This is a genomic window from Kitasatospora sp. NBC_01266, assembly GCF_036242395.1.
GTDB lineage: Bacteria > Actinomycetota > Actinomycetes > Streptomycetales > Streptomycetaceae > Kitasatospora.
Genome location: NZ_CP108458.1, coordinates 2,134,220 through 2,156,809 on the forward strand (window position 1 = coordinate 2,134,220; position 22,590 = coordinate 2,156,809).

The window sequence follows — 22,590 nt, forward strand, 5'->3', positions numbered from 1 at the left end:
CACACCCCAGCTCCACACCGAGGCCGTCCCCGCGCACGCGGGGGCGGCCTCGGCCGTTGCCGCGGTTGCCCGGTGTGGCACCCTCGTGGGGTGAATCCCGCAGCTCAGCGCCTCCGCAATCCGATCGGCGCGCACGTCCCGGTGGCCGGGCGCGGCCTGGTCGGCACCGGACTCGCCTACAACGAGAAGATCGGCGGCGAGGCAGTCCAGGTCTTCGTGGCCAACCCGCGCGGCTGGGCCACCCCGGCCGGCGACCCCGCGCAGGACGAGGCCTTCCGGGCCGCCTGCGCCGAACAGGGCGTCCCCGCCTACGTGCACGCGCCCTACCTGATCAACTTCGGCTCCGACAGCCCCGCCACCCGCGAGCGCTCCACCGCCTCGCTGCGCCACTCCCTGCTGCGCGGCCACGCGATCGGCGCGCTGGGCGTCGTGGTGCACACCGGCTCCGCCGTCGGCACCGACCGCCGCGCCGAGGCGATGGCCCAGGTCCGTGCCGACGTCCGCCCGCTCCTCGCGGAGCTGGACGAACTCGGCGAGCAGGCACCCTGGCTGCTGCTCGAACCCACCGCCGGCCAGGGGCAGTCCCTCTGCTCCCGCCTGGAACAACTGGCCGAGTACGCCGAGGCGTTGGACCACCACCCCAGGCTCGGCGTCTGCCTGGACACCTGCCACGCCTTCGCCGCCGGCCACGACCTGGCCGCCCCGGGCGGCGTCGCGGCCGCCCTGGCCGTGCTGGAGTCCGCGATCGGCCCCGGCCGGCTGAAGCTGATCCACGCCAACGACTCCAAGGACGTGGTCGGCGCCCGCAAGGACCGCCACGCCAACATCGGCGACGGCCACATCGGCGCCGCCGCCTTCGGGGAGCTCTTCAGCCACCCCGCCACCGCCGGCGTCCCGCTGATCCTGGAGACCCCGGACCGCAGCGCCGCCCCGGGCTTCGGGCACGCGGCGGACGTGGTGCGGCTGCAGGAACTGCGCGCGGCGGCTGCCCGGCCGTGACGTAGCATCAACTTTCCGCTGTCGCACATCAGTCGGCTGCTCGTGCGCCATACGCGCGCCCCCTGCACCTGGTTCGCTCCCGCACCGCACCTGCGGTGCAAGGATTTTGCAAGGGTCAGGCAAGGCTTTCACCAGCGCCTCGGGAAAACCCCCAACCGGTCGCGAGTGAGCGACCGGACTTCGATGTGCCAAGGGGGAACTTGACCATGTCGTCGGTACAGCAACCGCCTGACTCGGCCCACCGTGAGCCGCACCGGTGGTGGACCATGCACGACTGCAAGAAGGTCCTGGTCGTGATCCACACCCAGGTCTACGGGATGCGGATCAAGGACCTGCTCGTGCTCTTCCACGGCGACCTGCGGGTCAGCGTGGTCTTCACCGTCGCACCGCACGCCTTCAATGACGGCACCGAGCGCGTCCTGGCCGCCCTGGGCGGCACGGTGCTGCCCTGGCAGTGCGCCATCGCCACCGAGTTCGACCTGATCCTGACCGCCGGTTCGCAGGGGATGGAGCAACTGCGCGGACCGCTGGTCCGGGTGTCCCACGGCGCGGGCCACATCTCGCTCTCCCGGCCGGCCGACGGCCCCGCGCGCGCCATCGGGAGCCTCAGCCGCAGCTACCTCACCTGGGACGGCAAGCTGGTGCCGCGGGCATTGGCCCTCGCCCACCGCGCCGACCTGGACACCCTGGCCGACAACTGCCCCGAGGCACTGCCGATCGCCGAAGTGGTGGGGGACGGCGGCTACGACCGGCTGGCCGCCGGGCTGCCGCACCGGGACGCCTATCGGCAGGCGCTCGGGCTCGCGGCGGACGAGCGCTTCGTCCTGATCTGCTCCACCTGGGGCCGCGGCTCCGCCTTCCACCGGCTGGACTCGCTGCTGCCCCGACTGCTCACCGAACTGCCGGGCCGGCAGTACCGGACCGCGCTGATGGTGCACCCCAACGTCTTTTCCGGCCACGGGAGTTGGCAGGTCAGATCCTGGCTGGGGAGTGCCACGGACGGACGGCTTGCACTGATCGCACCCGGGGCCGACTGGCAACCCCTGCTGATCGCCGCCGACTTCATCATCGGCGACCACGGCTCAGTGACCCTCTACGGGGCGCTGACCGGAGCCCCCATCCTGCTGGCGCAGTACCCCTACCGGCAGGTCAACCAGGCTTCCCCCGCCGCCCTGCTGGCTCGCACCGCCCCCGCACTCTCGCCGACCCGGCCGCTGCCCGAGCAACTGGCCTACGCCGCCGAGCAGTACCGGCCGCAGGAGTACACCGCGATCGCCGACCTGATCACTTCCGAACCCGGGGCGTTCAATCGGAACATGCGTCGACTCCTGTACCGCATCCTGGAGTTGGGCGAACCCGCGCATCGCCCCGAGACCGAGCCGCTGGCCCTGCCCAAGCGGCTCGACGCCAAGGAGGCCTGATGAGCGACCGGGTGAGAGTGGCGCTCACGCCGGACCCGGGTGGGCTGCTCGCGCAGCTGGAGCCGGCCGGGGCGGCCGACGCCGCACCGCTGCTCGCGCAGCTGACCGGCGGCCCGCCGCACCGGGGCCCAGGGGTGGTGGACGAGCACCTGAGCGCTGACCTGGCCGGGCCCTCGGCGCGGCTGCCGCTGGCCGACGTGCTGTACGGCGGGCCGCGCTTCGTCGGACGGGAGGCGGAGCTACTGGATCGCTACCCGGGCTGCCTGGTGGTGGCGACCGGGTGGGCGGACGGGGCCCTGCGCACCCAGGTGCGGACGGGCGCGCTGGTGGCGTGGCTGCCGGGGCTGGGCGGGCGCGGGGTGCCCGCCGGGATGCTGGGGTCGCTGCTGCACGCCTGGCTGGTAACCGGGGCGCCCGCCGGGGCGCTGGGCTCGGTGGCGCTGCTGGTCCCGGGCGGCGCGTTCCGGGTGGACGCTCAGCCGGCCAGCCGGCGCACTGCCTCGGCCAGCCGCTCGGCGTCGGGGGCGCCGAGCCGCCGATAGAGCACCAGGGCCGCCTCGTAGCGTTCCAGGGCACGCTGCGAGGCGCCCCTTGCCTCGTCCAACTCACCCTGAAGCTCCAGGGTCCGGGCCTCCCAGGCCGCGGATCCGGCGGCCCGGAACATCGTCGCGGCCCGCTCCAGCGCCTCCTGGGCGGCGTGCTGCTCACCGAGCGCGGCGTGGGCCCGGCCCAGCTGGGCGAGCGCCCGGGCGGCCTCGTAGGGCTCACCGAGGTCGAGCAGTACCTGGTACGCGTCGGTGAGGTCGGGCAGCGCCCGCTCCGGGTGTCCCCTGGTGATCGCGAGGTCGCCCAGGAGTACCCGGGTCAGCGCGGCGCCCCGGGAGTAGCCGACCGAGAGCCGCAGCTCCAGGTCCCGGTGGAAGCAGCCGGCGGCCTCGTCCAGCCGGCCGGCCAGCAGGTGCGCCTGGCCGATCCCGTGCAGCACCTGCGCCTGCCGCTTGAGGTTGCCGTTCGCCTCGGCCAGCGCGAGTGCCTCCTGGTAGCGGCTGATCGCCTCCTCGGGGCGCCCCAGGTTGCGCAGCCGGCCGCCGGTATCGGCCAGCATCCGGGCCAGGGCCCGCAGGTCACCGGTCCTGCGGGCCGCAGCGAGACCCAACCGGTGAGCTTCATCCTGGAGTTCAAAGGCACGCAGACGGTGGAAGAGCGGATACATCGCGTCCACCAGCTGCCAGGTGAGCACGTCCCAGCCCTGCTCGTCGGCCGCCCGGACCGCCGCCAGCAGGTGCCCTCGCTCCCGGTCCAGCCAGCGCACCGCGGCCGGCTCATCGGCTGGGTCGAAGGGCGGGCCGACCGGCGGGCCGGCGTACTCGCGGGCCAGACTCGCGTGATTGGCGGCCAGTAGCCGCTCGGCTGCGCTGGCGGTGGCCAGATACCAGTCCAGCACCCTTCGCAGCGCGGCAAGTTGATCCTGCTCCGACTCGTGTGCGCGGGCCCGCGCCCGCGCGTGCAGGCGGACCAGGTCATGGAAGCGGAACCGGCCGGTGCCCAGGTCCTCCACCAGGTTGGCTTCGGCCAACTCGTCCAGCCGCTCGTCAGCGTCCGGCGCGGAGCTTGCGAGCAGCGCGGCCGCGTCGTCGGCGGTGAAGTCGGTGAACGGGAGCAGTCCGAGCAGCTGGTAGAGGCGGGCCGATTCGGGGGTCAGGCCCGTACAAGAAGCATCCAGCGCGCTCTGCACCGCGGGCTCCCCCTTCAAGCGCAGCGCGGCCAAGCGCTCGCTGTCGTGCTCCAGCGCGGCGGCGGTGGCCGCCAGGGTCAGCCTGGGGCGGGCGGCCACCCGAGCGGCGACCAGCGAGACGGCCAGCGCCAAGCCACCGCAGCGGGCAGCCACGTCCTTGACGGCCTGCGGCTCGCGATCAGCCCGCCCCTCGCCGATCCGCCGGATGAGGATCTCGGCAGCCGCGTCGTCGTCCAACAACCCGAGCGGATGGAACGCCGCACCGTCCAGGGCCAGCCCGGAGAGGCGGTAGCGGCTCGCCACCACGACCAGCGCTTGCTCGGCACCGGGAAGCAGTTGGCGCACCTGAGCCGCGGTGACCACGTTGTCGATCATCAGCGCGAGCCGTCGCCCGGCACTGACGGACCGCCAGAGCGCCGCGGCCTCCGCCGCCGTTCCGGGCACCCCGGACACCCCGAAGGCGCGCACGAAGCCCCCCAACGTCTCGGTGGCGAGCGCCGGGCCGCCGGGCGCGTGGCCGCGCAGATCGGCGTAGAGCAGCCCGTCCGGGTAGTCGGCTGCCTGTTGCCGCAGCCACTGGAGCACCAGCGCCGTCTTGCCGACCCCAGCCGGGCCGTTCACCACCACCAGGCGGTGGTCGGCGCCCAGTTCGGTGAGTGCGGCCAGCTCCGCCGTGCGGCCGACGAACGGACCGGTCGGCGGCGGAAGTTGGCGGGGCACCGGTGGGGGCGCCGGCGCAGCCGCCGGCGCGGCGTGCAGGTGGACGGTGCCGTGCACCCGGCCGGCCTGCAGGACTCCGCCGGTGAGGTGAGCGGCGCCGGCGATGACGTTGCGGGCAGTCGTTCCGTCGTCTGCTGTTCCCATGGGCATTCCCCCTGGTCCACTCACCGACCTATCAACTGCCGACCAGTTGATGCTCTACTCGATCGTTCTGCCTCTCGTACTGTTCACAAATGGCAAGAGGTGATGCAGTGTTCTCTACCCCGCAACCACCCGTGCTAGAGCAGCTGCCGCCCTTGCACTCTGTCATGCACACCTGCGGGCCGGGCGGCACCCGACCGATAGGGGGAGCACCTTGCTGGCAGTACGACTCCTGGGAACGGTCGAACTCCTGGTCCAAGGGCAGCCGGCCCGGATCAAGACCGAGAAGGCCCGCTGCCTGCTGGCAGTGCTGGCCCTGGACGCCGGGCGCTCGGTGTCGCTGGACACCCTGGCCGACCGGCTCTGGGACGGGAACCTACCCGGTAACCCGGCCAACAGCCTGCACTCGCACGTCTCCAAGCTGAACAAGGCACTGCGCGTCGCAGCCGAGGACGAAGGTGACGGTCCGTCGGCTCGGATCGTCTCGCACGGCCGCGCCTATACCCTCGAGCTGGACCCGCAGAGCATCGACTGCCACCACTTCCGCCGACTGACCCAGTGCGCCCGCGCCGCCGCCGAGCAGGGCGACGACACCCAGGCCCTGGCGCAACTCGCCGAGGCCGACGCGCTGTGGACCGGCGAGCCGTTGGCGGGCCTGCGCGGGGAATGGGCCCACCGGGCCCGCACCACCCTGCTCGACGATCGACTTGCCGCCACCCTCACGCGCGTCGAAGTCGAACTGCGCATGCACCGGTTCACCGAACTGGTGGCGGAGCTGTCCAGCCTGACCGCCACCCGCCCCAGCGACCAGAGCCTGGTCGCCCACCTGATGATCGCCCTGCACGGCGCCGGTCGCCAGGACCAGGCTCTCGCGCTCTACCAGACCACCTTCCGCCTCCTCTACCAGGAGCTGGGAACGCGCCCGGGGCCCGAACTGACCGACCTGCACGCGAGAATCCTGGACGGGATCCCGGCAGCAACACTGGTACCCGGGGCCCGAGCCAAGGTGACCGCACCCGCCGCCGCACCTGCCGCCGCGCCCTCCACGCTGCCGCAACTGCGCCCGCTGGTAGGACGCGAGCAGGACCTGGCGGAGCTGGCCCTCGCGATCACGGGCGCGCGCGGGGTACGCGCGCTCTCCGTCACCGGCACCGGTGGGGTCGGCAAGACCGTGCTCGCCCTCCACCTCACCGAGCGGCTGCGCGACCACTTCCCGGACGGTCAGCACCTGGTCCGCCTGCACGGCTTCTCCGTCAGTCAGCAGCCGCTGACCACCGAGGCCGCACTGCTGGAGCTCCTGCGGGTCATCGGCATCCCGGCCGTGCTGCTTCCCGCCGGCCACCTCGAACGGGTCGAGCTCTGGTTCAGCATGCTCAGGGAGCATCGCTATGTGATCGTGCTGGATGACGTCGCCGAATCCGACCAGGTCAGGGAGTTGCTCCCGGTCACCTCGAATTCACTGCTGATCCTGACCAGCAGGCTCTATCTGAGCGAGTTGCCCGAGGCGCACCCGCACGAGGTGGGCGTCCTGCCGATCTCCGGTGCGGTGGAACTGTTCCAGCACCTGGTCGGCGAACGGGCGGCCGACCAGGATGTGGTCCGCGACATCATCGCGCGCACCGACTGCCTGCCACTGGCGATCGAAATCCTCGCGACCCGTTTCAAGTCACGGGCCACCTGGACCCTGGAGCAACTCGCTCATCGCCTGTCCCAGGCGTCCCCGGTGATCGACGAATTCCACTACCGGGAAAGAGATCTGACCAGATATCTGGAGGTCTCGTACCGGACTCTGACACCTGACCACCAGCGGGCTTTCCGACTGCTCGGCCTGCACCCCGGACCGCACTTCGACCGATTCGCCGCAGCGGCCCTGCTCGGGACGCCACTGCGTGAGTCCGAGCGGGCGGTGGAAGCCCTGCTCGACGGCCATTTGATCCAGGAGCCCTCCTTCGACTCCTACGCGTTCCATGACCTGCTCCATGAGTTCGCGGCCGGGCTGGCCGCGCTGGAGAGCTCGGCCACCGAGCGGGCAGCCGCGACGGACCGACTGACCACCTTCGCGCTCTCGGCAACGGACCGCGCCGACCGGTTGCTCTACCCGCACCGCCTGCGCCTGCCGCTCGCCGGGTCCGCGCCCGCGTCGGGCCCTGCCGCTGGTCCGGACCTCAACTCCCCCGCGCAGGCCAGATCCTGGCTCCGCCACGAGCAGACCTGCCTGCTCGCGATCCAGCGACAGGCGATGGACGAGGGCGACCTCACCGACGCCCACCGGCTCACCAACCTGCTGGCCGGCTTTCTCGACGCCGAGTGCTTCTGGGCCGACGCCGTCCGCCTCCACCAGGCCGCCGCCGAGCACTGGCACAGCACGGGCGAGCGGGTGGCCGAGGTCCGCTCCCTGCTCGACCTCGGCTACGCGCAGCAAAGGGGGGCGCAGTACGTACAGGCCGAGGCGAGTGCGGCTCGGGCGCTGAGCATTGCCAGGGCGGCCGAGGATCTGGAGGGCGTGGCGGAAGTACTGAACCAGAGCGGGGTCATGCACGCGCGGGCCGGCGACTCCGAGATGGCACTGAATCTTCAGCAGCAGGCATTGGCCGTCTGCCAGGATTCCGGAAATCTGCGGCAACGTGATCGGATCGTCAACAACATCGGAATCTCACATATGCATCTGGGCCACCACGCACGGGCGGTCGCCGCCTACGAGGAGGCGCTGGCCGGATTCAATTCCGCCGGAAATTCGCGACTGGCGGCCCAGTTGCTCAGCAATCTAGGCCAGGTCCGAGAGCAGGTAGGCGATATCGCCACCGCGCACGCCGCCTACGAGCGTGCTCTGCGGATCGGAGACGGAGTTCTCTCCGAACTGGAGACCGCCCTCATCCAGAACAACCTCGCACCGACTTTCAGGCTGCCGGCCGAGCTCGATCAGGCCCGCGCCCTCCAGGAAGCAGCCCTGGCCACCTTTCGGCGCCTCGGCGAGCGACGGAGCCTGGCCGAAGGTCTGCTCACCCTCGGCGGCCTCTACCAGCAGGCCGACCTCCCCTACGAGGCCGTGGCCATGCACCGCGACGCCCTGGCCCTCACCACCAGCATCGGCGCCGATTTCAAGCAGGCCCGCGCGCTGATCGGCCTCGGCATCGCGGAAGCAACGCTCGGTCGCGCCGAAGCCGCAAGGCGACACCTCACGGCAGCCGCGAACCTCGCGCGTCACATCCAGGCCCCCGTCGAGGAAACTCAGGCGCACGCAGCCCTCGCTCGACTGTCCAGCCGCCATGAGCACGGCTTTGAATTCCCGAGCCGGGGTCGCGACACGGCATGACTATCGAACACGCGAACGTTTCCATAGGGCATGACGAACAGCCCGTCGCTCGCTTTATCGTATTTTCATGCCGATACTGCGTGCTGTCAGCGCCCATCCAATCGGCATATGCCAACCCATCGAACATTTGCATCGCCCAGGGGCCAGCCGCTAGGTTCTCACTCATCTGAGGATCAGTCAGCTCCCAGATCTCGGTAGAGCCATCCCCTGGAGAGCAACAAGTGAAAGCCCTCTCGCGCGCCATTGCCCCGTTCATCCTGATCGGAGCAGTGGCCGCAGGCAGCACAGCCGTCATATCCGCGACGGAAAGCGGCGCGACCGCACACCCTTCGACAGTGGCCGTGGCCGGATCCGCGGACTTGGCCATGGCTCCGGCCTTCTCCATCGAAGCCAGCTGGGCCTCGCCCTGCTCCGACTCGTTCTGGATGTGACGACAGAGTCCCTCCCGCACCTCGTGCGGGAGGGACTCGTCTCATCCGGGGGCTTGCCCGCAGCGGGGCGACCCAGCGTCAGCTTCCTGCTTCGAACTCCCCCGCCCGAACGCCCGCCACGAACGCCCGCCACGCGTCGGCCGGAAAGGTCAGCGCGAGGCCGCCCTTATCCTTGCTGTCCCGCACCGGCATCAGGCCGCGGAAGCCATCCGCGACCTCGACGCAGTTGTTCGTGGAGCCGCTGTAGCTGGACTTCCGCCAGCCGGCCGTGTGGAGATCAGAGGTGTGCATCAGTTGGACCCTTCAACCCTTCCATTATTTCGCGCATCATGCGACGGCTCGCACTCGCGTTGAGCGCAGCGGACCGCAGGTTCTCGAAGACCGTGCGGTATCTTTCGGCACGCTCCGGGTGTCACGCGACCACCCGCCCGCGCAGGATGACGCGGCTCGGGTGGGCCAGCGCCGTCGGGTCGAGGGTCGGGTCGGTGTCGTAGGCGACGAGGTCGGCCGGCGCCCCGTCGGCCAGGCCCGGGAGGCCGAGCCAGGAGCGGGCTGCCCAGGATGCCGCGCCCAGTGCCGCCTGGGCGGGCAGGCCGGCGCGGATCAGCCAGGCGACCTCCGTGCTGACGGTGCCGCACGGGAGGCTGTCGGTGCCGGCCAGCACGGTGACGCCGGCTTCGTGGGCGGCCCGGACGTTGGGCAGCATGCCTGCCCAGCCGGCCAGCCAGGCATCCCGCGCGGCGCTCGGCTCCCCGGCCCGGCGGCGGTCGGCGCCGGCGCCGAAGACGCTGAGGGTCGGGACGAACGCGGTTCCCTGAGCGGCCATCCGGTCGATCAGGTCGGGGTCCAGGTGCATGCCGTGCTCCAGGCTGTCGGCACCGGCCAGCACGGCGTTGCGGCTGCCCTCGGCGGTCTGGCAGTGCACGGCGACCCGGCCGCCGATCGCGTGCACGGCCCGCACCACGGCGGTGAGGATCTCCAGTGGCACCGCCGGCTCACCGTGCTTCCAGTCGCCGATCACCTTGCACCAGCCCGAGGACGACCTGGCTTCCTCCACGGCGGCCCGCACCAGGTCGGCCTCGCTCACGTCGCGGCCGAACCCGGGGAAGAACCGGCCGGGGGTGGCCAGCCAGCGTCCGGCCGAGCGGACCCGGGGCAGTGCCGGATCCTGGTCCACCCAGGCCGGAATCCGGGCCGCCGAGCCGGGCGTCCGGACCAGCAGCACCCCGGCGTCGCGGTGGTCGGTCAGCTGCCGGCGGAGCACCTCGTCGCTGAACGGGAGGTCGCGGCTCTCGGTGCCCGGATGGGTGTGCACGTCGACCAGCCCGGGGAGCAACCAGCTACCGTCGACCACGAGTTCCGCGCCCGGCACCGGATCGGTGCGCAGGCGGTCCCCGTCGATCCAGAACGTCCGTCGCTCCCGTTCCGGGAGCACCACACCTCGCACCTGGAGTACCACCCGGCCACCGCCCCCGAACCCACGTGCACGTCATCGGCTGATCCGTCGATCCTACGGGCTGCTCGGCAGTGGCGGTCTGCCGTGGCGGCGACAGCGGAGTCCCGCGTGTCGGGCGGGCCCGGGGGATGATCCGGGACCAACCTGGAAGGTACGGGAGAAACCGGAGAACAGTGCGAGGAGTCGCGATGACCAGCAAAGGCTTCACCACCTGCCTGTGGTTCGACGGCCAGGCCGAGGAGGCGGCGAACTACTACCTGTCGATCTTCAAGAACTCGAAACTCGGCCGGATCGGCCGCTACACCGAGGCGGGCCCCGGTCCGGCCGGCGACGTGCTGGCGGTCGAGTTCGAGCTCAACGGGCAGAAGTTCGTCGGGCTGAACGGCGGACCGCAGTACACGTTCAACCCGGCGATCTCGTTCCAGATCAGCTGTGCCGACCAGGCCGAGCTGGACTACTACTGGGACCGGCTGACCGACGGCGGCCAGCCGGTGGCCTGCGGCTGGGTGACCGACCGCTACGGGGTGTCCTGGCAGGTGGTCCCGGAGATGCTGATCGGCCTGATCAGCGACCCCGACCCGGCGAAGGCCGAGCGGACCACCGCCGCGATGCTCTCGATGGTCAAGCTCGACATCGCCGCGCTCAAGCGGGCCCACGCGGGCGACTGACGCGCGGGCGGCTGAGCGGCGGGAATCCGAACACCGAGGAGCCGTCGGGCAGTTGGTTCGCACCAGTGCCCGGCGGCTGCTCGACGGCTGCTCGACCACAGAAAAGCGCCGGAACCCCTGGCGTGGAGTTCGGCGCTTCGTTTAGAGTCGCTCTTTCGGGAACTTCTGACGGACCATCAAAACCCTTTCCCGAAAAACATTTTAGCGCCCGGGGGGCCGAATTGTCAATCCGTGAAATCGATGTCGAGCAGGCCTGTGTCGACCGGCTCTACGCCTGCCTGGACGACCTCCGGGCCCGCGTCGGCGACCGGCTCGGCCGGACGTTGGCGCAGCTCGGCAGCGGTCATCAGGCACTGGTCGAGCGCGAGACCGCAGCCGCCGAGTACGCCGAGCAGTTGGCCCGGCTCAACGCGGTGGAAAGCGGCCTCTGTTTCGGACGGCTCGATCTGATGGACGGTCAGATACACCGCATCGGCCGCCTCGGACTGCGGGCGGAGAATTCCGGTGAACCACTGCTGATCGACTGGCGGGCCCCCGCCGCGCGGCCGTTCTACGTGGCCACCGGAATCGTGCCGGAAGGCGTCCGGCGGCGCCGGCATCTGAGCACGGACGGGCGGCGGGTGGTCGACCTACAGGACGAACTGCTGGAACTGACGGACCATCAGGAGCATGGAGAGCTGACCGGCGAGGCCGCGTTGCTCGCCGCGCTCAACGCGAGCCGGACCGGGCGGATGAGCGACATCGTGGCGACCATCCAGGGCGAGCAGGACCGGATCATCCGCGCCGACCATCGTGGCGTTCTGGTGGTGCAGGGCGGCCCGGGTACCGGCAAGACCGCCGTCGCGCTGCACCGGGCCGCCTACCTGCTCTACACCCGGCGCGCGCAGTTGGCCAAGCAGGTGGTGCTGATCGTCGGCCCGAACGCCGCCTTCCTGCGCTACATCGACCAGGTGCTGCCCTCGCTCGGCGAGACGGGTGTGCGGCTGGCGACGATCGGCGAGCTGTTCCCCGGGGTCGCCGCCGAGCGGGCGGAGCCGGCCCGGACCACCGAGGTCAAGGGCCGGGCGGCGATGGCGCGGGTGATCGCCGCCGCCGTGCGCGACCGGCAGTGGGTGCCGGGCTGGGAGCCCGAGGAGACCTTGCTCGTCGAGTACGAGGGCGAGGTGCTGCGGCTGGCCCGACCCGTCTGCGCGGGCGCGCGGGAGGCGGCCCGGTCCGCCGGCCTGACCCACAACCAGGCCCGGCCGATCGTCGAGCAGCGGATCGTGGCCGCGCTGGCCGAGCAGTACGCCGAGCTGATCGGGACCGACCCGCTGGGCGGCGAGAACCTGCTGGACGCGGGCAGCCTGGCCGCGATCCGGCAGGAGCTGCGGGCGAGCCCCGGGGTGCGGGCGGCGCTCGACCGGCTCTGGCCCAGGCTCACCCCGCAGCGGCTGCTGACCGAGCTGTTCGCCTCCCCGGGCCGCCTCGCCACCGCGGCGCCGCAGCTGTCGGCGGTCGAGCGGCAGGCCCTGCTGCGCGCGCCCGGCGGGGGCTGGAGCCAGGCGGACGTCCCGCTGCTCGACGAGGCCGCCGAGTTGCTCGGACCCGACGAGGAGCGGCGGCAGGCGCGGCGGGCGGACACCGAGCGCGCGCGGCAACGGCGGCTGGCGTATGCGCAGGAGGCGCTGGACGTGGCGTACGGCTCGCGCTCGGTGGACCTGGAGGACGGCGAGGAAGCTGAACTGCTCTCCGCCTACGACCTGGTGGACGCCGACCGGCTGGCCGAGCGGCAGCAATGGCGGGACCCCCGCACCGCCGCCGAGCGGGCGGCGGCCGACCGTGCCTGGGCGTACGGCCACCTGATCGTGGACGAGGCGCAGGAGTTGTCCGCGATGGACTGGCGCATGCTGATGCGCCGCTGCCCGAGCCGCTCGATGACCCTGGTCGGGGACGTCGCGCAGACCGGCGCGCCCGGCGGCGCCGACTCCTGGGCGGAGGCGCTCGATCCGTACCTGGCGGGCCGCTGGCGACTGGCCCGGCTGGACGTCAACTACCGTACGCCGGCCGAGATCGCGGCGGTGGCGGCGGACGTGCTGGCAGCGCTCGATGCCGGCTCGGCGGCGCCGAGCGCGGTCCGGGAGACCGGCGTGCGGCCGTGGCACGCGCCGGAGGAGGCGCTGCCCCGACTGGTCGCGCAGGAGACGGCGGCGGTCGGCGAGGGCTCGCTGGCGGTCATCGCGCCCACGGCGGACGCCGCCACCCTGGCGCAGCTCGGGCTGCCGGCGCTCAGCGTCCAGCGGGCCAAGGGGCTGGAGTTCGACTCGGTGATCGTGCTCGACCCGGCCGGCATCGTCGCCGAGTCGCCGCGCGGGCTGAGCGACCTCTACGTCGCGCTGACCCGGGCCACCCAGCGCCTGGGGGTGGTGCACCCGGGCGAACTGCCCGCGCCGCTGCGGGCGGAGCGGTTCGACCGCTGACTCCGCTCGCGCCGAGCGCCGACCGAGTACGCCACCGTCACAGCTCTTCCCTGGCCGGCTGTCTACTCGCCGGCTGCCGAAGCCGACGCCACCGATGCGGAGACCACCGAAGCGGACACCACCGAGGCCGACACCGCCGCCACACCCCGCCGCCCCCACCCGAGGTGGTTGAAGAGCAGGTTGAGCGTGACCGCCGCCAGGCAGCCCGCCGAGATGCCCGAGCCCAGGACGGTCGCGAGTTGCTGCGGGAAGGCGTGGTAGAAGCCCGGGTAGGCGATCGGGAAGATGCCGAAGGCCAGGCCCACCGCCACGATCAGCGCGTTCGGGCCCGCCGACAGGTCGGCCTTGCCCAGCGTCCGCAGGCCCGCCACCGCGACCGAGCCGAAGAGCACTACGCCCGCCCCGCCCAGCACCGGCTGCGGCACCAGCGAGACCAGGCCGCCGACCACCGGCAGCAGGCCCATCACGATCAGGAAGCCGCCGCCCAGGGCCACCACGAAGCGGCTGCGGATCCGGGTCAGCGCGACCAGGCCGATGTTCTGCGCGAAGGCCGAGCAGATGAAGCCGTTGAACACCGCGCCGAACGCGGTGGCCAGACCGTCCGCGCGCAGTCCGGCCGCGATGGTGCGGTCGTCGGCCGGCCGCTCGACCACCTCGCCGAGCGCGATCATGTCGGCGGTGGACTCGGTCATCGCGACCACCATCACCACCAGCATCGAGACGATCGAGGAGACCTCGAAGCGCGGCGCACCGAAGGCGAACGGATGCGGCAGCGCGAAGACCGGCAGCGCGCTGAGCGCGTGCAGGTCGACCTTGCCGAACGGGATCGCCGCCAGGGTCCCCGCCAGCAGGCCGAAGAGGATCGCGATCCGCTGCGCGAAGCCGCGCAGGAAGCGGTTGAAGAGCAGCACCGCGAGCAGCGTGAACGCCGCCAGGCCCAGGTCGCTCGGCGAACCGTAGCTGCGCGCCTGCGCGTTGCCGCCCTGCGCCCAGTTGCCCGCCACCGGCAGCAGTGAGACGCCGATCAGGGTGATCACCGTCCCGCTGACCACCGGCGGAAAGAATCTGACCAGGCGACAGAAGAGCGGCGCCGCCAGGAAGCAGCACAGGCCGGCCACCAGGGTGGAGCCGAAGATCAGCGGCAGTGCGGCGCCCTTCTTCGCCGCCACCACGGCCAGCACCGGCGAGACGGTGGCGAACGACACCCCGTTGACGAAGGGCAGTCGGGAGCCGATCCGCCAGACGCCGAGGGTCTGCAGCAGGGTGGCGATGCCCGCGATGAACAGGGCCGCCGCCAGCAGCGTGGTCAGCTGCGCGGGGTTCAGGCCGACCGCCCCGCCGATGATCAGCGGCGGGGCGGCGACCCCGGCATACATGCTGGCCACGTGCTGCAGGGCGACCGCCGACATCCGGCCGGGCGGCAGCAGCTCGTCCACCGGGTGGACGGCCGCGCCGGCCCGGCGGTCGGCGTCGAGCTGCTCGGGGTCCGGTTGGAGCGCAAGGTCCTGACGAGCCACGGCTGTTGTCCCTCCACATCGGATGGTGGCTTCGGGCCCGGGAACGACGACCGGAGTGCGGGACGGAGCACGGTGACGCTGGGACGACCCTGGCGGACGGCGCTGCCGTCGCCCACCGCCGACTCCTGCGGCGAACAGGAGACCGGCCCAAGTGAAACAGAACATCCACGATGCGGAAACTTGCTTCCGCGTTGGAGTGAATCTAGGAAGCCCGCCCTCGCTCGTCAATAGGTCCTGCCGGATCACCGGGTTCGCCCACCGACTCTTGGATGAACCTCCAAGGATCAGTACCGCATCCCCATCGCCGCCGTCACCTCCGCGAGCGTCACCTCCGCGATCTCGTTGGCCCGGGTGTTGCCCCGCGCCAGCACCGCGCGCAGGTGGCCGCGGTCGCCCGCCAACTCGGCCCGGCGCTTGCGGATCGGCCGCAGGTGCTCGTTCACCGCCTCGGTGACCAGTGCCTTGAGCGCGCTCGCCCCGCCGTCGCCGAGCTCCTCGGCCACCGAGTGCGGGTCCCGGCCCTGGCAGAGCGCGACCAGGCTGAGCAGGCTGGAGACCTCGGGCCGGCGCTCGGGGTCGAAGCTGATCCGGCGCTCGGGGTCGGTCTTGGCACCCCGGATCAGCCTGGCCGTCTCGTCCTCGCTCGCGCCCAGCGCGATCGCGTTGCCCCGACTCTTGCTCATCTTGCCGCCGTCGGTGCCCAGTAGCAGCGGCATCGCCGAGAGCAGCGCCTCCGGCTCCGGGAAGATCGGCGAAGCCCCGTGCGCGTAGCGGGCGTTGAACCGGCGGGCGATGGTCCGGGTGGCCTCCAGGTGGGGCAGCTGATCCTGGCCGACCGGCACCAGGTGCGCCTTGCAGAACAGGATGTCGGCGGCCTGGTGCACCGGGTAGGTCAGCATCAGGCCGCTGACCTGCGCCTGCCGGGAGTGCGCGATCTCGTCCTTGACCGTGGGGTTGCGCTGCAGTTCGGCGATGCTGACAAGGGAGAGGAAGGGCAGCAGCAGCTGGTTGAGCGCGGGCACCGCGCTGTGCGTGAAGATCACCGCCTGCTCGGCGTCAATCCCGACGGCCAGGTAGTCCAGAATCAACCCCTCGACGCGCTCCTGGAGTTGCTCGGCCACATCGCGGTCGGTGAGCACCTGGTAGTCCGGGATCACCACGAACAGCTCGGCGCCCTCGGCCTGCAGGCGTACCCGGTTCTGCAACGAGCCGAAGTAGTGGCCGAGATGGAGCGGTCCGGTCGGGCGGTCGCCGGTCAGCACGCGGGGGCGGAAGGCGGGGTGGCTGGTCATCTGGCTTCTCCTCTGCACGGGGCGGGGCGGGGAAGCCGCCCGGACGAGGGCCCGTGGGGAGCAAGCGAAAGGGCCGTCCGTCCGGACGGCCCAGGGCATGTCGAATGCGCGGCCGTCCTAGGACGGCCACCAGCTCAGCGAAAGCAGCGGTGCGCGCATGCCATCACTGTAACCCGTGAAAGCGTTCAGTGGGGCGCTGGTTCCCGTTCACCGGCCCGGGGTACGCCGCCGCTAGCGTGAGCGGCCTTCAACGACCCCTAGGCGAGGAGTTCCTGTGGACCAGCCCTTCGAAGCCCCTGAGCCGAGCACCGGCGGCGACCGCGACGGCACCTTCAGCCGCCGCACCGCGCTGCGGCTGAGCGCCACGGTGGGCGGTGCCGCGCTGACCGCCGGCCCGCTGCTCGCCGCCACCCCGGCCTCGGCTGACGGCAGCTCAGGTGACGGCTCGTCGGGTCAGAACTCGCCGCTGCTGCTCACCCGCCCCGAGTCGCTCGGTGCCCCGCCGGTCGAGGGCCTGCACCTGACCTTCGGCGCGGACCCGACCCGGCAGATGACCGCCTCCTGGAGCACCGAGGGACCGGTGCGCAACCCCCGGGTCCAGCTGGGCACCCTGGAGGGCGGCTTCGGGCGCACCGTGCAGGCCGACACCCGCACCTACACCGACGGCGCCAGCAACCGGGTGGTCTACACCCACCACGCCCGGATGGAGAACCTGCGCCCGGGCACCTACTACACCTACGCCGCGCTGCACGACGGCGGCCGTCCCGACGCCGGCACCTTCCGCACCGCCCAGCGCGGCCGGCAGGCCTTCACCTTCACCAGCTTCGGCGACCAGAGCGTGCCCGACACCACCTGGCAGCCGGACGGCAAGGGCGGCTTCACGGCCGTCGCCAACGGCATAGCCTCGCCGGCCGCGGCCGACATCGTGGGCGGCATCGAGCAGGTCGACCCGCTCTTCCACCTGCTGAACGGCGACCTCTGCTACGCCAACATCACGCCCGACCGGCTGCGCACCTGGCAGGGCTTCTTCGCCAACAACACCCGCTCGGCGCGGTACCGCCCGTGGATGCCGGCGGCCGGCAACCACGAGAACGAGAAGGCCAACGGCCCGATCGGCTTCTCCGCCTTCCAGACCCGTTTCGACCTGCCGGGCAACGGGGGCGACGACGAGACCGAGGGCCTGTGGTACTCGTTCACGGTCGGCTCGGTGCACGTGGTGGTGCTGCAGAACGACGACGTCGCCTACCAGGACGCCGGTGACACCTACGTGTACGGCTACAGCGGCGGCGCCCAGCGCGCCTGGCTGGAGCAGGACCTGCGCAAGGCGCGGGCCGACCGCTCGATCGACTGGGTGGTGGTCTGCATGCACCAGGTGGTGATCAGCTCCTCGGACGCCAACGGCGCCGACCGGGGCGTGCGCGAGCAGTGGGGCCCGCTCTTCGACCGCTACCAGGTGGACCTGGTGGTCTGCGGCCACGAGCACGACTACGAGCGCTCGCTGCCGGTGCGCGGCACCATCTCCGGCTCGGAGACGCTGACCCCCAACCCGGTCTCCACCGCGACCGACGTGATGGACACCTCGCAGGGCACCGTGCACATGGTGCTCGGCGGTGGCGGCAACTCCTCGACCAGCAACGGCAAGTTCTTCGCCCCGGCCAAGGCCAAGGTGATCACCGGGGTCGGCCCGGTGGGCAGCACCGGCAAGCGGGCGCCCATCTACGTGAACGAGGAGGCGCCCTGGGTCGGCGTGCGCGACGTCGACCACTCCTACGGCTTCGCCGCGTTCACCGTGGACCCCGGCACCAAGCCGGGCGGCACCACCAGCATCCACGTCACCTACTACACGGTGGCCCAGCCGGACGGGTCGATCAACCCGCTGGAGACCTTCGTCCTGCAGCGCAAGCGCTCCGACGGCCACTGACCGCTCGAGCCGCAGCCAGGCCGCGTCCACCACCGGTGGGCGCGGCCTGCCCGTTTCCGTTGACATCTCCTCCCTCGGGCGACAATCTAAGCAAGCGCTTAGTCAGTCTCACTCCCGAAGGACGCCATGACCGACAATCCCCCCGGACTCGACCTCGCCGCGCTCCAGGCCCACCTGGGCACCGGCCCGCTGAGCGCCGAGCTGATCGAGGGCGGCCGTTCCAACCTGACCTACCGGCTGACCGACGGCACCGAGCGCTGGGTGCTGCGCCGCCCGCCGCTCGGGCACGTGCTGGCCACCGCGCACGACATGGCCCGCGAGTACCGGGTGATCGGCGCGCTGCACGGCTCGCCCGTCCCGGTGCCGCGCACCGTGCGGCTGACCGAGGACCCGGCGGTGATCGGCGCGCCGTTCTACCTGATGGAGTTCGTCGAGGGCACCGCGCACCGCGACAGCACGGCCCTGGCCGCGCTCGGGCCCGCGCGGGTGCGGGCGCTCGCGGACCACCTGGTCGACACGCTGGTCGCGCTGCACGCGATCGATCCGCAGGAGGTCGGCCTGGCCGACTTCGGACGCCCCGAGGGCTTCCTGGCCCGCCAGGTGCAGCGCTGGGGCAAGCAGTTGGCCGCCTCCCGCAGCCGCGAGGTGCCCGGGATCCAGACCCTGGCCGAGCGGCTCACCGCCTACCTGCCGCACTCCCCCGCGCCCGCGCTGGTGCACGGCGACTACCGGCTGGACAACGTGCTGGTGGGGCCGGACGACCGGATCACCGCCGTGCTGGACTGGGAGATGTCCACCCTCGGCGACCCGCTCACCGACCTCGGGCTGCTGGCGATGTACACCGACCTGGCCGGGCAGTTCGCCGGGGTGATCCCGGGCGTCGCGCTGGCCCCCGGCTTCCCGGGCGGGCCCGAACTGATCGAGCGCTACGCGGCCGAGTCCGGGCGCGACGTGCGCCAGGTCGACTGGTACGTGGCCTTCGCCTCGTTCAAGCTCGCGGTGGTACTGGAGGGCATCCACTTCCGCTACAGCCAGGGACGCACCGTCGGGGCCGGCTTCGACCGGGTCGGCGAGCTGGTCCCGCTCTTCGTCGAACACGGCCTGACCGCACTCAAGGAGCGCTGAGCAGCATGGACTTCGCCTTCGACGCCCGCACCGAGGAGCTGCGCGAGCAGCTCACCGCCTTCCTGGCGGAGTGCGTCTACCCGGCCGAGCAGCGGCTGGAGACCAACGACGACTGGTCGACCCCGGCGGTGATCCGCGAGCTGCGCACCGAGGCCAAGGCACGCGGCCTGTGGAACCTCTTCTACGAGCTGCCCAACCTGCAGTACGCCCCGCTCGCCGAACTCACCGGGCGCAGCATCCTGTTGGCGCCGGCCGCGGTCAACTGCGCGGCGCCCGACACCGGGAACATGGAGCTGCTCGCCCAGTTCGGCGACGAGGCGCAGCGCAAGCAGTGGCTGGAGCCGCTGCTGGCCGGTGAGATCCGCTCCGCCTTCGCGATGACCGAGCCGGACGTGGCCTCCTCGGACGCCGGCAACATCGAGACCCGGATCGAGCGGGACGGCGCCGACTACGTGGTCAACGGCCGCAAGTGGTACATCACCGGGGCGATGAACCCCGAGTGCGCGGTCTTCATCGTGATGGGCAAGACCGATCCGACGGGCGACGCGCGCCGCCAGCAGTCGATGATCCTGGTGCCGCGCGACACCCCGGGCGTCACGGTGAAGCGGGCCATGACGGTCTTCGGCTACGAGGACCGCGACCACGGCGGCCATGCCGAGGTGCTCTTCGAGAACGTCCGGGTGCCGGCCGCCAACCTGATCGGCGAGCCGGGCTCCGGCTTCGCGATCGCCCAGGCCCGGCTCGGTCCCGGCCGGATCCACCACTGCATGCGGGCCATCGGGATCGCCGAGCGGGCACTGGAGTTGATGTGCCGCCGGGTCACCGAGCGGGTCGCCTTCGGCAAGCCGCTGGCGGCGCAGGGCGTGGTGCAGGACTGGATCGCGGAGTCCCGGGTGCGGATCGAGCAGGCCAGGCTGCTGGTGCTGAAGACCGCCTGGCTGATGGACACCGTGGGCAACAAGGGCGCGCACACCGAGATCCAGGCGATCAAGATCGCGGTCCCGCAGACCGTCGAGTGGATCCTGGACAAGGCGGTGCAGGCACACGGCGCGGCGGGCGTCAGCCAGGACACCCCGCTGGCCCAGCTCTGGGCCGGCAACCGCACCCTGCGGCTGGCCGACGGCCCGGACGAGGTGCACCGCCGCTCGCTGGCGCGGCGTGAGCTGCGGAGGTACCAGGGATGACCGACCTCGATCCGACGGCGCGGACGCGGGAGCTGCTGGCGGCCTTCCCGCCCTCGGAAGTCGACCGGCTCGACTTCCTGCGCGCGCGGTTCGATGCCGGACTGGCCTGGGTGCACTTCCCGGTCGGACTCGGCGGCCTCGGTGCGCCGCGGGCTCTGCAGGCCGTGGTGACCGCCGAGTTGGCCGCCGCCGGCGCGCCGGACAACGACCCGCGCCGGATCGGCATCGGGCTGGGGATGGCCGCGCCGACCATCCTGCGCTATGGCACGGCCGAGCAGCAGCGGCGCTGGCTGCGGCCGTTGTGGACCGGCGAGGAGGTCTGGTGCCAGCTGTTCAGCGAGCCCGGCGCCGGCTCCGACCTGGCGGCGCTGGCCACCCGCGCGGTGCTCGACGCGGACGGGGTCTGGACGGTGGACGGCCAGAAGGTGTGGACCTCCAGCGCCCACACCGCCCGCTGGGCGATCCTGATCGCCCGCACCGACCCGACCGTGCCCAAGCACCAGGGCATCACCTACTTCGTCTGCGACATGACCGACCCCGGGGTGGAGGTCCGCCCGCTGCGGCAGATCACCGGCGAGGCCGAGTTCAACGAGGTCTTCCTGACCGGCGTGCGGATCCCCGACACCGACCGGCTCGGCGCCGTCGGCGAGGGCTGGCGGGTCGCCCAGACCACGCTGAACAACGAGCGGGTGGCGATCGGCGGTCAGGCCGTCCCGCGCGAGGGCGGGCTGATCGGCATGGTCGCCGAAACCTGGCGCACCCGGCCCGAGTTGCGCACCCCCGAGCTGCACCAGCGGCTGCTCCAGCACTGGGTGGACGCCGAGGTGCTGCGGCTGACCGGCGAACGGCTGCGCCAGCAGCTGGCGGCCGGCCAGCCGGGCCCGGAGGGCGCCGGCGGGAAGCTCGGATTCGCCCGGCTGGCCCAGCAGTTGACCGGTTTCGAGGTCGAGCTGCTGGGCGAGGAGGGCCTGGGCTACGACGACTGGACGCTGCGCCGCCCCGAACTGGTGGACTTCAACGGCCGCGAGGCCGGCTACCGCTACCTGCGGGCCAAGGGCAACTCGATCGAGGGCGGCACCAGCGAGATCCTGCGCAACATCATCGCCGAACGGGTGCTGGGACTGCCGCCCGAGCCGCGCACGGACAAGGACGTCCCGTGGAAGGAGCTGTCCCGGTGAACCTGCTCTACTCCGAGATCGAGGAGGAGCTGCGGGCCAGCGTCCGCGACCTGCTGCGCGACCGCAGCCCGCAGGACGTGGTGCTGGCCCGGGTCTCGGCCGGCCTGGGCTACGACCCGGCGCTCTGGCGGGCGTTGGCGGTGGACCTGGGAGCGGCCGGGCTGCAGGATCCGGCGGTGGGCGGGACGCTGCGCGAAGTGGCCGTGGTCATGGAGGAGTTGGGCCGCTCGGTGGCGCCCACGCCGTTCCTCGGCAGCGCGGTGCTGGCGACGGCGGCACTCGGCTGGGAGCGGGTGGGCGAGCGGACCGCGACGCTGGTGGTGCCGTTCTCCGGCGGAGCGCCGAGCGTGCGGGCGGCCGGCGGCCGGCTGAGCGGGCGGGTCACCTCGGTGGCCGACGCACTCTCAGCCGACCTGCTGGTGGTGCCGGTGGTGGGCGGCTCGCTCTGGGTCGTCGAGCGCGCATCGGTGGACAGCGGGGTCACCGTCACCCCGCGCACCTCGCTGGACCTGACCCGGCCGCTGGCCGATGTCGAGTTCGAGGGCGCCCCGGGCCAGTTGGTGACCGAGGACCCGGCAGTGTTGGATCGCGCGCTGCTCACGGGTGCCGGGCTGCTCGCCTCCGAGCAGCTGGGGATCGCCGAGTGGTGCCTGGCCAGCACCGTCGAATACCTGCGCGAGCGGCGGCAGTTCAACCGCCCGGTGGGCTCCTTCCAGGCGCTCAAGCACCGGCTGGCCGACCTCTGGCTGGAGGTGGTCGGCGCCCGCGCCGCCGCCCGGGCCGCCGCCGACGCGCTGGCCACCGGCGCGGCGGACACCGAGATTCTGGTCGCGGTGGCCGCCTCGCACTGCGGCACGGTGGCGGTGCGGGCCGCCGAGGAGTGCGTGCAGCTGCACGGCGGCATCGGGATGACCTGGGAGCACCCGGCCCACCTCTACCTCAAGCGCGCCAAGGCGGACCAGCTGGCGCTGGGCACCCCGGGCCGGCACCGGGCCCGGCTGGCCGAGCTGGTGGACCTGCCGGCCTGAGA

16 protein-coding genes are annotated in these 22,590 nt (G+C 72.1%); 11 read left to right on the forward strand and 5 right to left on the reverse strand.

Annotated features, from left to right (window positions below; all coding sequences use genetic code 11):
- Nucleotides 1–90: 90 nt before the first annotated feature.
- The 3 genes from OG403_RS08755 (at nt 91) to OG403_RS08765 (ending at nt 2,962) form a co-directional block, all read left to right on the forward strand.
- Entirely contained in the window at nt 91–999 is a 909-nt protein-coding gene (locus tag OG403_RS08755; RefSeq protein ID WP_329562870.1) for a deoxyribonuclease IV, read from the forward strand.
- 266 nt (nt 1,000–1,265) lie between these two features.
- Nucleotides 1,266–2,420, forward strand: coding sequence for a hypothetical protein (locus tag OG403_RS08760; protein WP_329562872.1), 1,155 nt, complete (start codon nt 1,266–1,268; stop codon nt 2,418–2,420).
- A complete protein-coding gene (locus OG403_RS08765; protein ID WP_329562874.1) occupies nt 2,420–2,962 on the forward strand; it encodes a hypothetical protein in 543 nt (180 codons plus the stop codon). Before OG403_RS08760 ends, OG403_RS08765 begins: the two co-directional genes overlap by 1 nt.
- On the opposite strand, the gene OG403_RS08770 is transcribed toward OG403_RS08765, so the two are convergent.
- Entirely contained in the window at nt 2,896–5,019 is a 2,124-nt protein-coding gene (locus OG403_RS08770; RefSeq protein WP_329562876.1) for a regulator, read from the reverse strand. The genes OG403_RS08765 and OG403_RS08770 overlap by 67 nt on opposite strands.
- A gap of 211 nt (nt 5,020–5,230) precedes the next feature.
- Between OG403_RS08770 and OG403_RS08775 the strand changes: the two genes are divergently transcribed.
- Complete coding sequence (locus OG403_RS08775) at nt 5,231–8,329, forward strand: AfsR/SARP family transcriptional regulator (RefSeq protein WP_329562878.1); 3,099 nt, start codon at nt 5,231–5,233, stop codon at nt 8,327–8,329.
- 509 nt (nt 8,330–8,838) lie between these two features.
- Here OG403_RS08775 and OG403_RS08780 read toward each other — a convergent pair.
- Together OG403_RS08780 and OG403_RS08785 are read right to left on the reverse strand one after the other, a co-directional pair.
- Entirely contained in the window at nt 8,839–9,051 is a 213-nt protein-coding gene (locus OG403_RS08780) for a DUF397 domain-containing protein (protein ID WP_329562880.1), read from the reverse strand.
- 121 nt (nt 9,052–9,172) lie between these two features.
- A complete protein-coding gene (locus OG403_RS08785; protein WP_329562882.1) occupies nt 9,173–10,198 on the reverse strand; it encodes an amidohydrolase family protein in 1,026 nt (341 codons plus the stop codon).
- A gap of 206 nt (nt 10,199–10,404) precedes the next feature.
- Between OG403_RS08785 and OG403_RS08790 the strand changes: the two genes are divergently transcribed.
- Together OG403_RS08790 and OG403_RS08795 are read left to right on the forward strand one after the other, a co-directional pair.
- Entirely contained in the window at nt 10,405–10,884 is a 480-nt protein-coding gene (locus OG403_RS08790) for a VOC family protein (RefSeq protein ID WP_329562884.1), read from the forward strand.
- A gap of 221 nt (nt 10,885–11,105) precedes the next feature.
- Nucleotides 11,106–13,343 (forward strand): HelD family protein, encoded by a 2,238-nt coding sequence (locus OG403_RS08795; RefSeq protein ID WP_329562886.1) that lies wholly within the window; start codon nt 11,106–11,108, stop codon nt 13,341–13,343.
- A 62-nt stretch (nt 13,344–13,405) separates the two neighbouring features.
- On the opposite strand, the gene OG403_RS08800 is transcribed toward OG403_RS08795, so the two are convergent.
- Both OG403_RS08800 and trpS read right to left on the reverse strand, forming a co-directional pair.
- A complete protein-coding gene (locus tag OG403_RS08800) occupies nt 13,406–14,752 on the reverse strand; it encodes a nucleobase:cation symporter-2 family protein (protein ID WP_329572191.1) in 1,347 nt (448 codons plus the stop codon).
- 392 nt (nt 14,753–15,144) lie between these two features.
- Complete coding sequence (trpS, locus tag OG403_RS08805) at nt 15,145–16,152, reverse strand: tryptophan--tRNA ligase (protein ID WP_329562888.1); 1,008 nt, start codon at nt 16,150–16,152, stop codon at nt 15,145–15,147.
- 274 nt (nt 16,153–16,426) lie between these two features.
- Between trpS and OG403_RS08810 the strand changes: the two genes are divergently transcribed.
- The 5 genes from OG403_RS08810 to OG403_RS08830 all read left to right on the forward strand — a co-directional run bounded on the left by OG403_RS08810 (nt 16,427) and on the right by OG403_RS08830 (nt 22,588).
- Nucleotides 16,427–18,073, forward strand: coding sequence for a purple acid phosphatase family protein (locus OG403_RS08810; RefSeq protein WP_329562890.1), 1,647 nt, complete (start codon nt 16,427–16,429; stop codon nt 18,071–18,073).
- Nucleotides 18,074–18,199: 126 nt separating this feature from the next.
- Nucleotides 18,200–19,198 carry a phosphotransferase family protein gene (locus OG403_RS08815; protein ID WP_329562892.1) on the forward strand — a complete coding sequence of 333 codons (999 nt, stop codon included), beginning with the start codon at nt 18,200–18,202 and terminating at the stop codon, nt 19,196–19,198.
- A 5-nt stretch (nt 19,199–19,203) separates the two neighbouring features.
- Complete coding sequence (locus OG403_RS08820; protein WP_329562894.1) at nt 19,204–20,382, forward strand: acyl-CoA dehydrogenase family protein; 1,179 nt, start codon at nt 19,204–19,206, stop codon at nt 20,380–20,382.
- Nucleotides 20,379–21,560 carry an acyl-CoA dehydrogenase family protein gene (locus OG403_RS08825; protein WP_329562895.1) on the forward strand — a complete coding sequence of 394 codons (1,182 nt, stop codon included), beginning with the start codon at nt 20,379–20,381 and terminating at the stop codon, nt 21,558–21,560. Before OG403_RS08820 ends, OG403_RS08825 begins: the two co-directional genes overlap by 4 nt.
- Nucleotides 21,557–22,588 (forward strand): acyl-CoA dehydrogenase family protein, encoded by a 1,032-nt coding sequence (locus OG403_RS08830; RefSeq protein WP_329562896.1) that lies wholly within the window; start codon nt 21,557–21,559, stop codon nt 22,586–22,588. Before OG403_RS08825 ends, OG403_RS08830 begins: the two co-directional genes overlap by 4 nt.
- The last annotated feature ends 2 nt before the right edge of the window (nt 22,589–22,590 follow it).

Coding starts and splice junctions, on each gene's coding strand:
- OG403_RS08760 (WP_329562872.1), top strand. CDS start 1,266: ATGCACGACTGCAAGAAGGTCCTGGTCGTGATCCACACCCAGGTCTAC.
- OG403_RS08765 (WP_329562874.1), top strand. CDS start 2,420: ATGAGCGACCGGGTGAGAGTGGCGCTCACGCCGGACCCGGGTGGGCTG.
- OG403_RS08770 (WP_329562876.1), bottom strand. CDS start 5,019: ATGGGAACAGCAGACGACGGAACGACTGCCCGCAACGTCATCGCCGGC.
- OG403_RS08780 (WP_329562880.1), bottom strand. CDS start 9,051: ATGCACACCTCTGATCTCCACACGGCCGGCTGGCGGAAGTCCAGCTAC.
- OG403_RS08790 (WP_329562884.1), top strand. CDS start 10,405: ATGACCAGCAAAGGCTTCACCACCTGCCTGTGGTTCGACGGCCAGGCC.
- OG403_RS08800 (WP_329572191.1), bottom strand. CDS start 14,752: ATGTCGGCGGTCGCCCTGCAGCACGTGGCCAGCATGTATGCCGGGGTC.
- trpS (WP_329562888.1), bottom strand. CDS start 16,152: ATGACCAGCCACCCCGCCTTCCGCCCCCGCGTGCTGACCGGCGACCGC.
- OG403_RS08815 (WP_329562892.1), top strand. CDS start 18,200: ATGACCGACAATCCCCCCGGACTCGACCTCGCCGCGCTCCAGGCCCAC.
- OG403_RS08820 (WP_329562894.1), top strand. CDS start 19,204: ATGGACTTCGCCTTCGACGCCCGCACCGAGGAGCTGCGCGAGCAGCTC.
- OG403_RS08825 (WP_329562895.1), top strand. CDS start 20,379: ATGACCGACCTCGATCCGACGGCGCGGACGCGGGAGCTGCTGGCGGCC.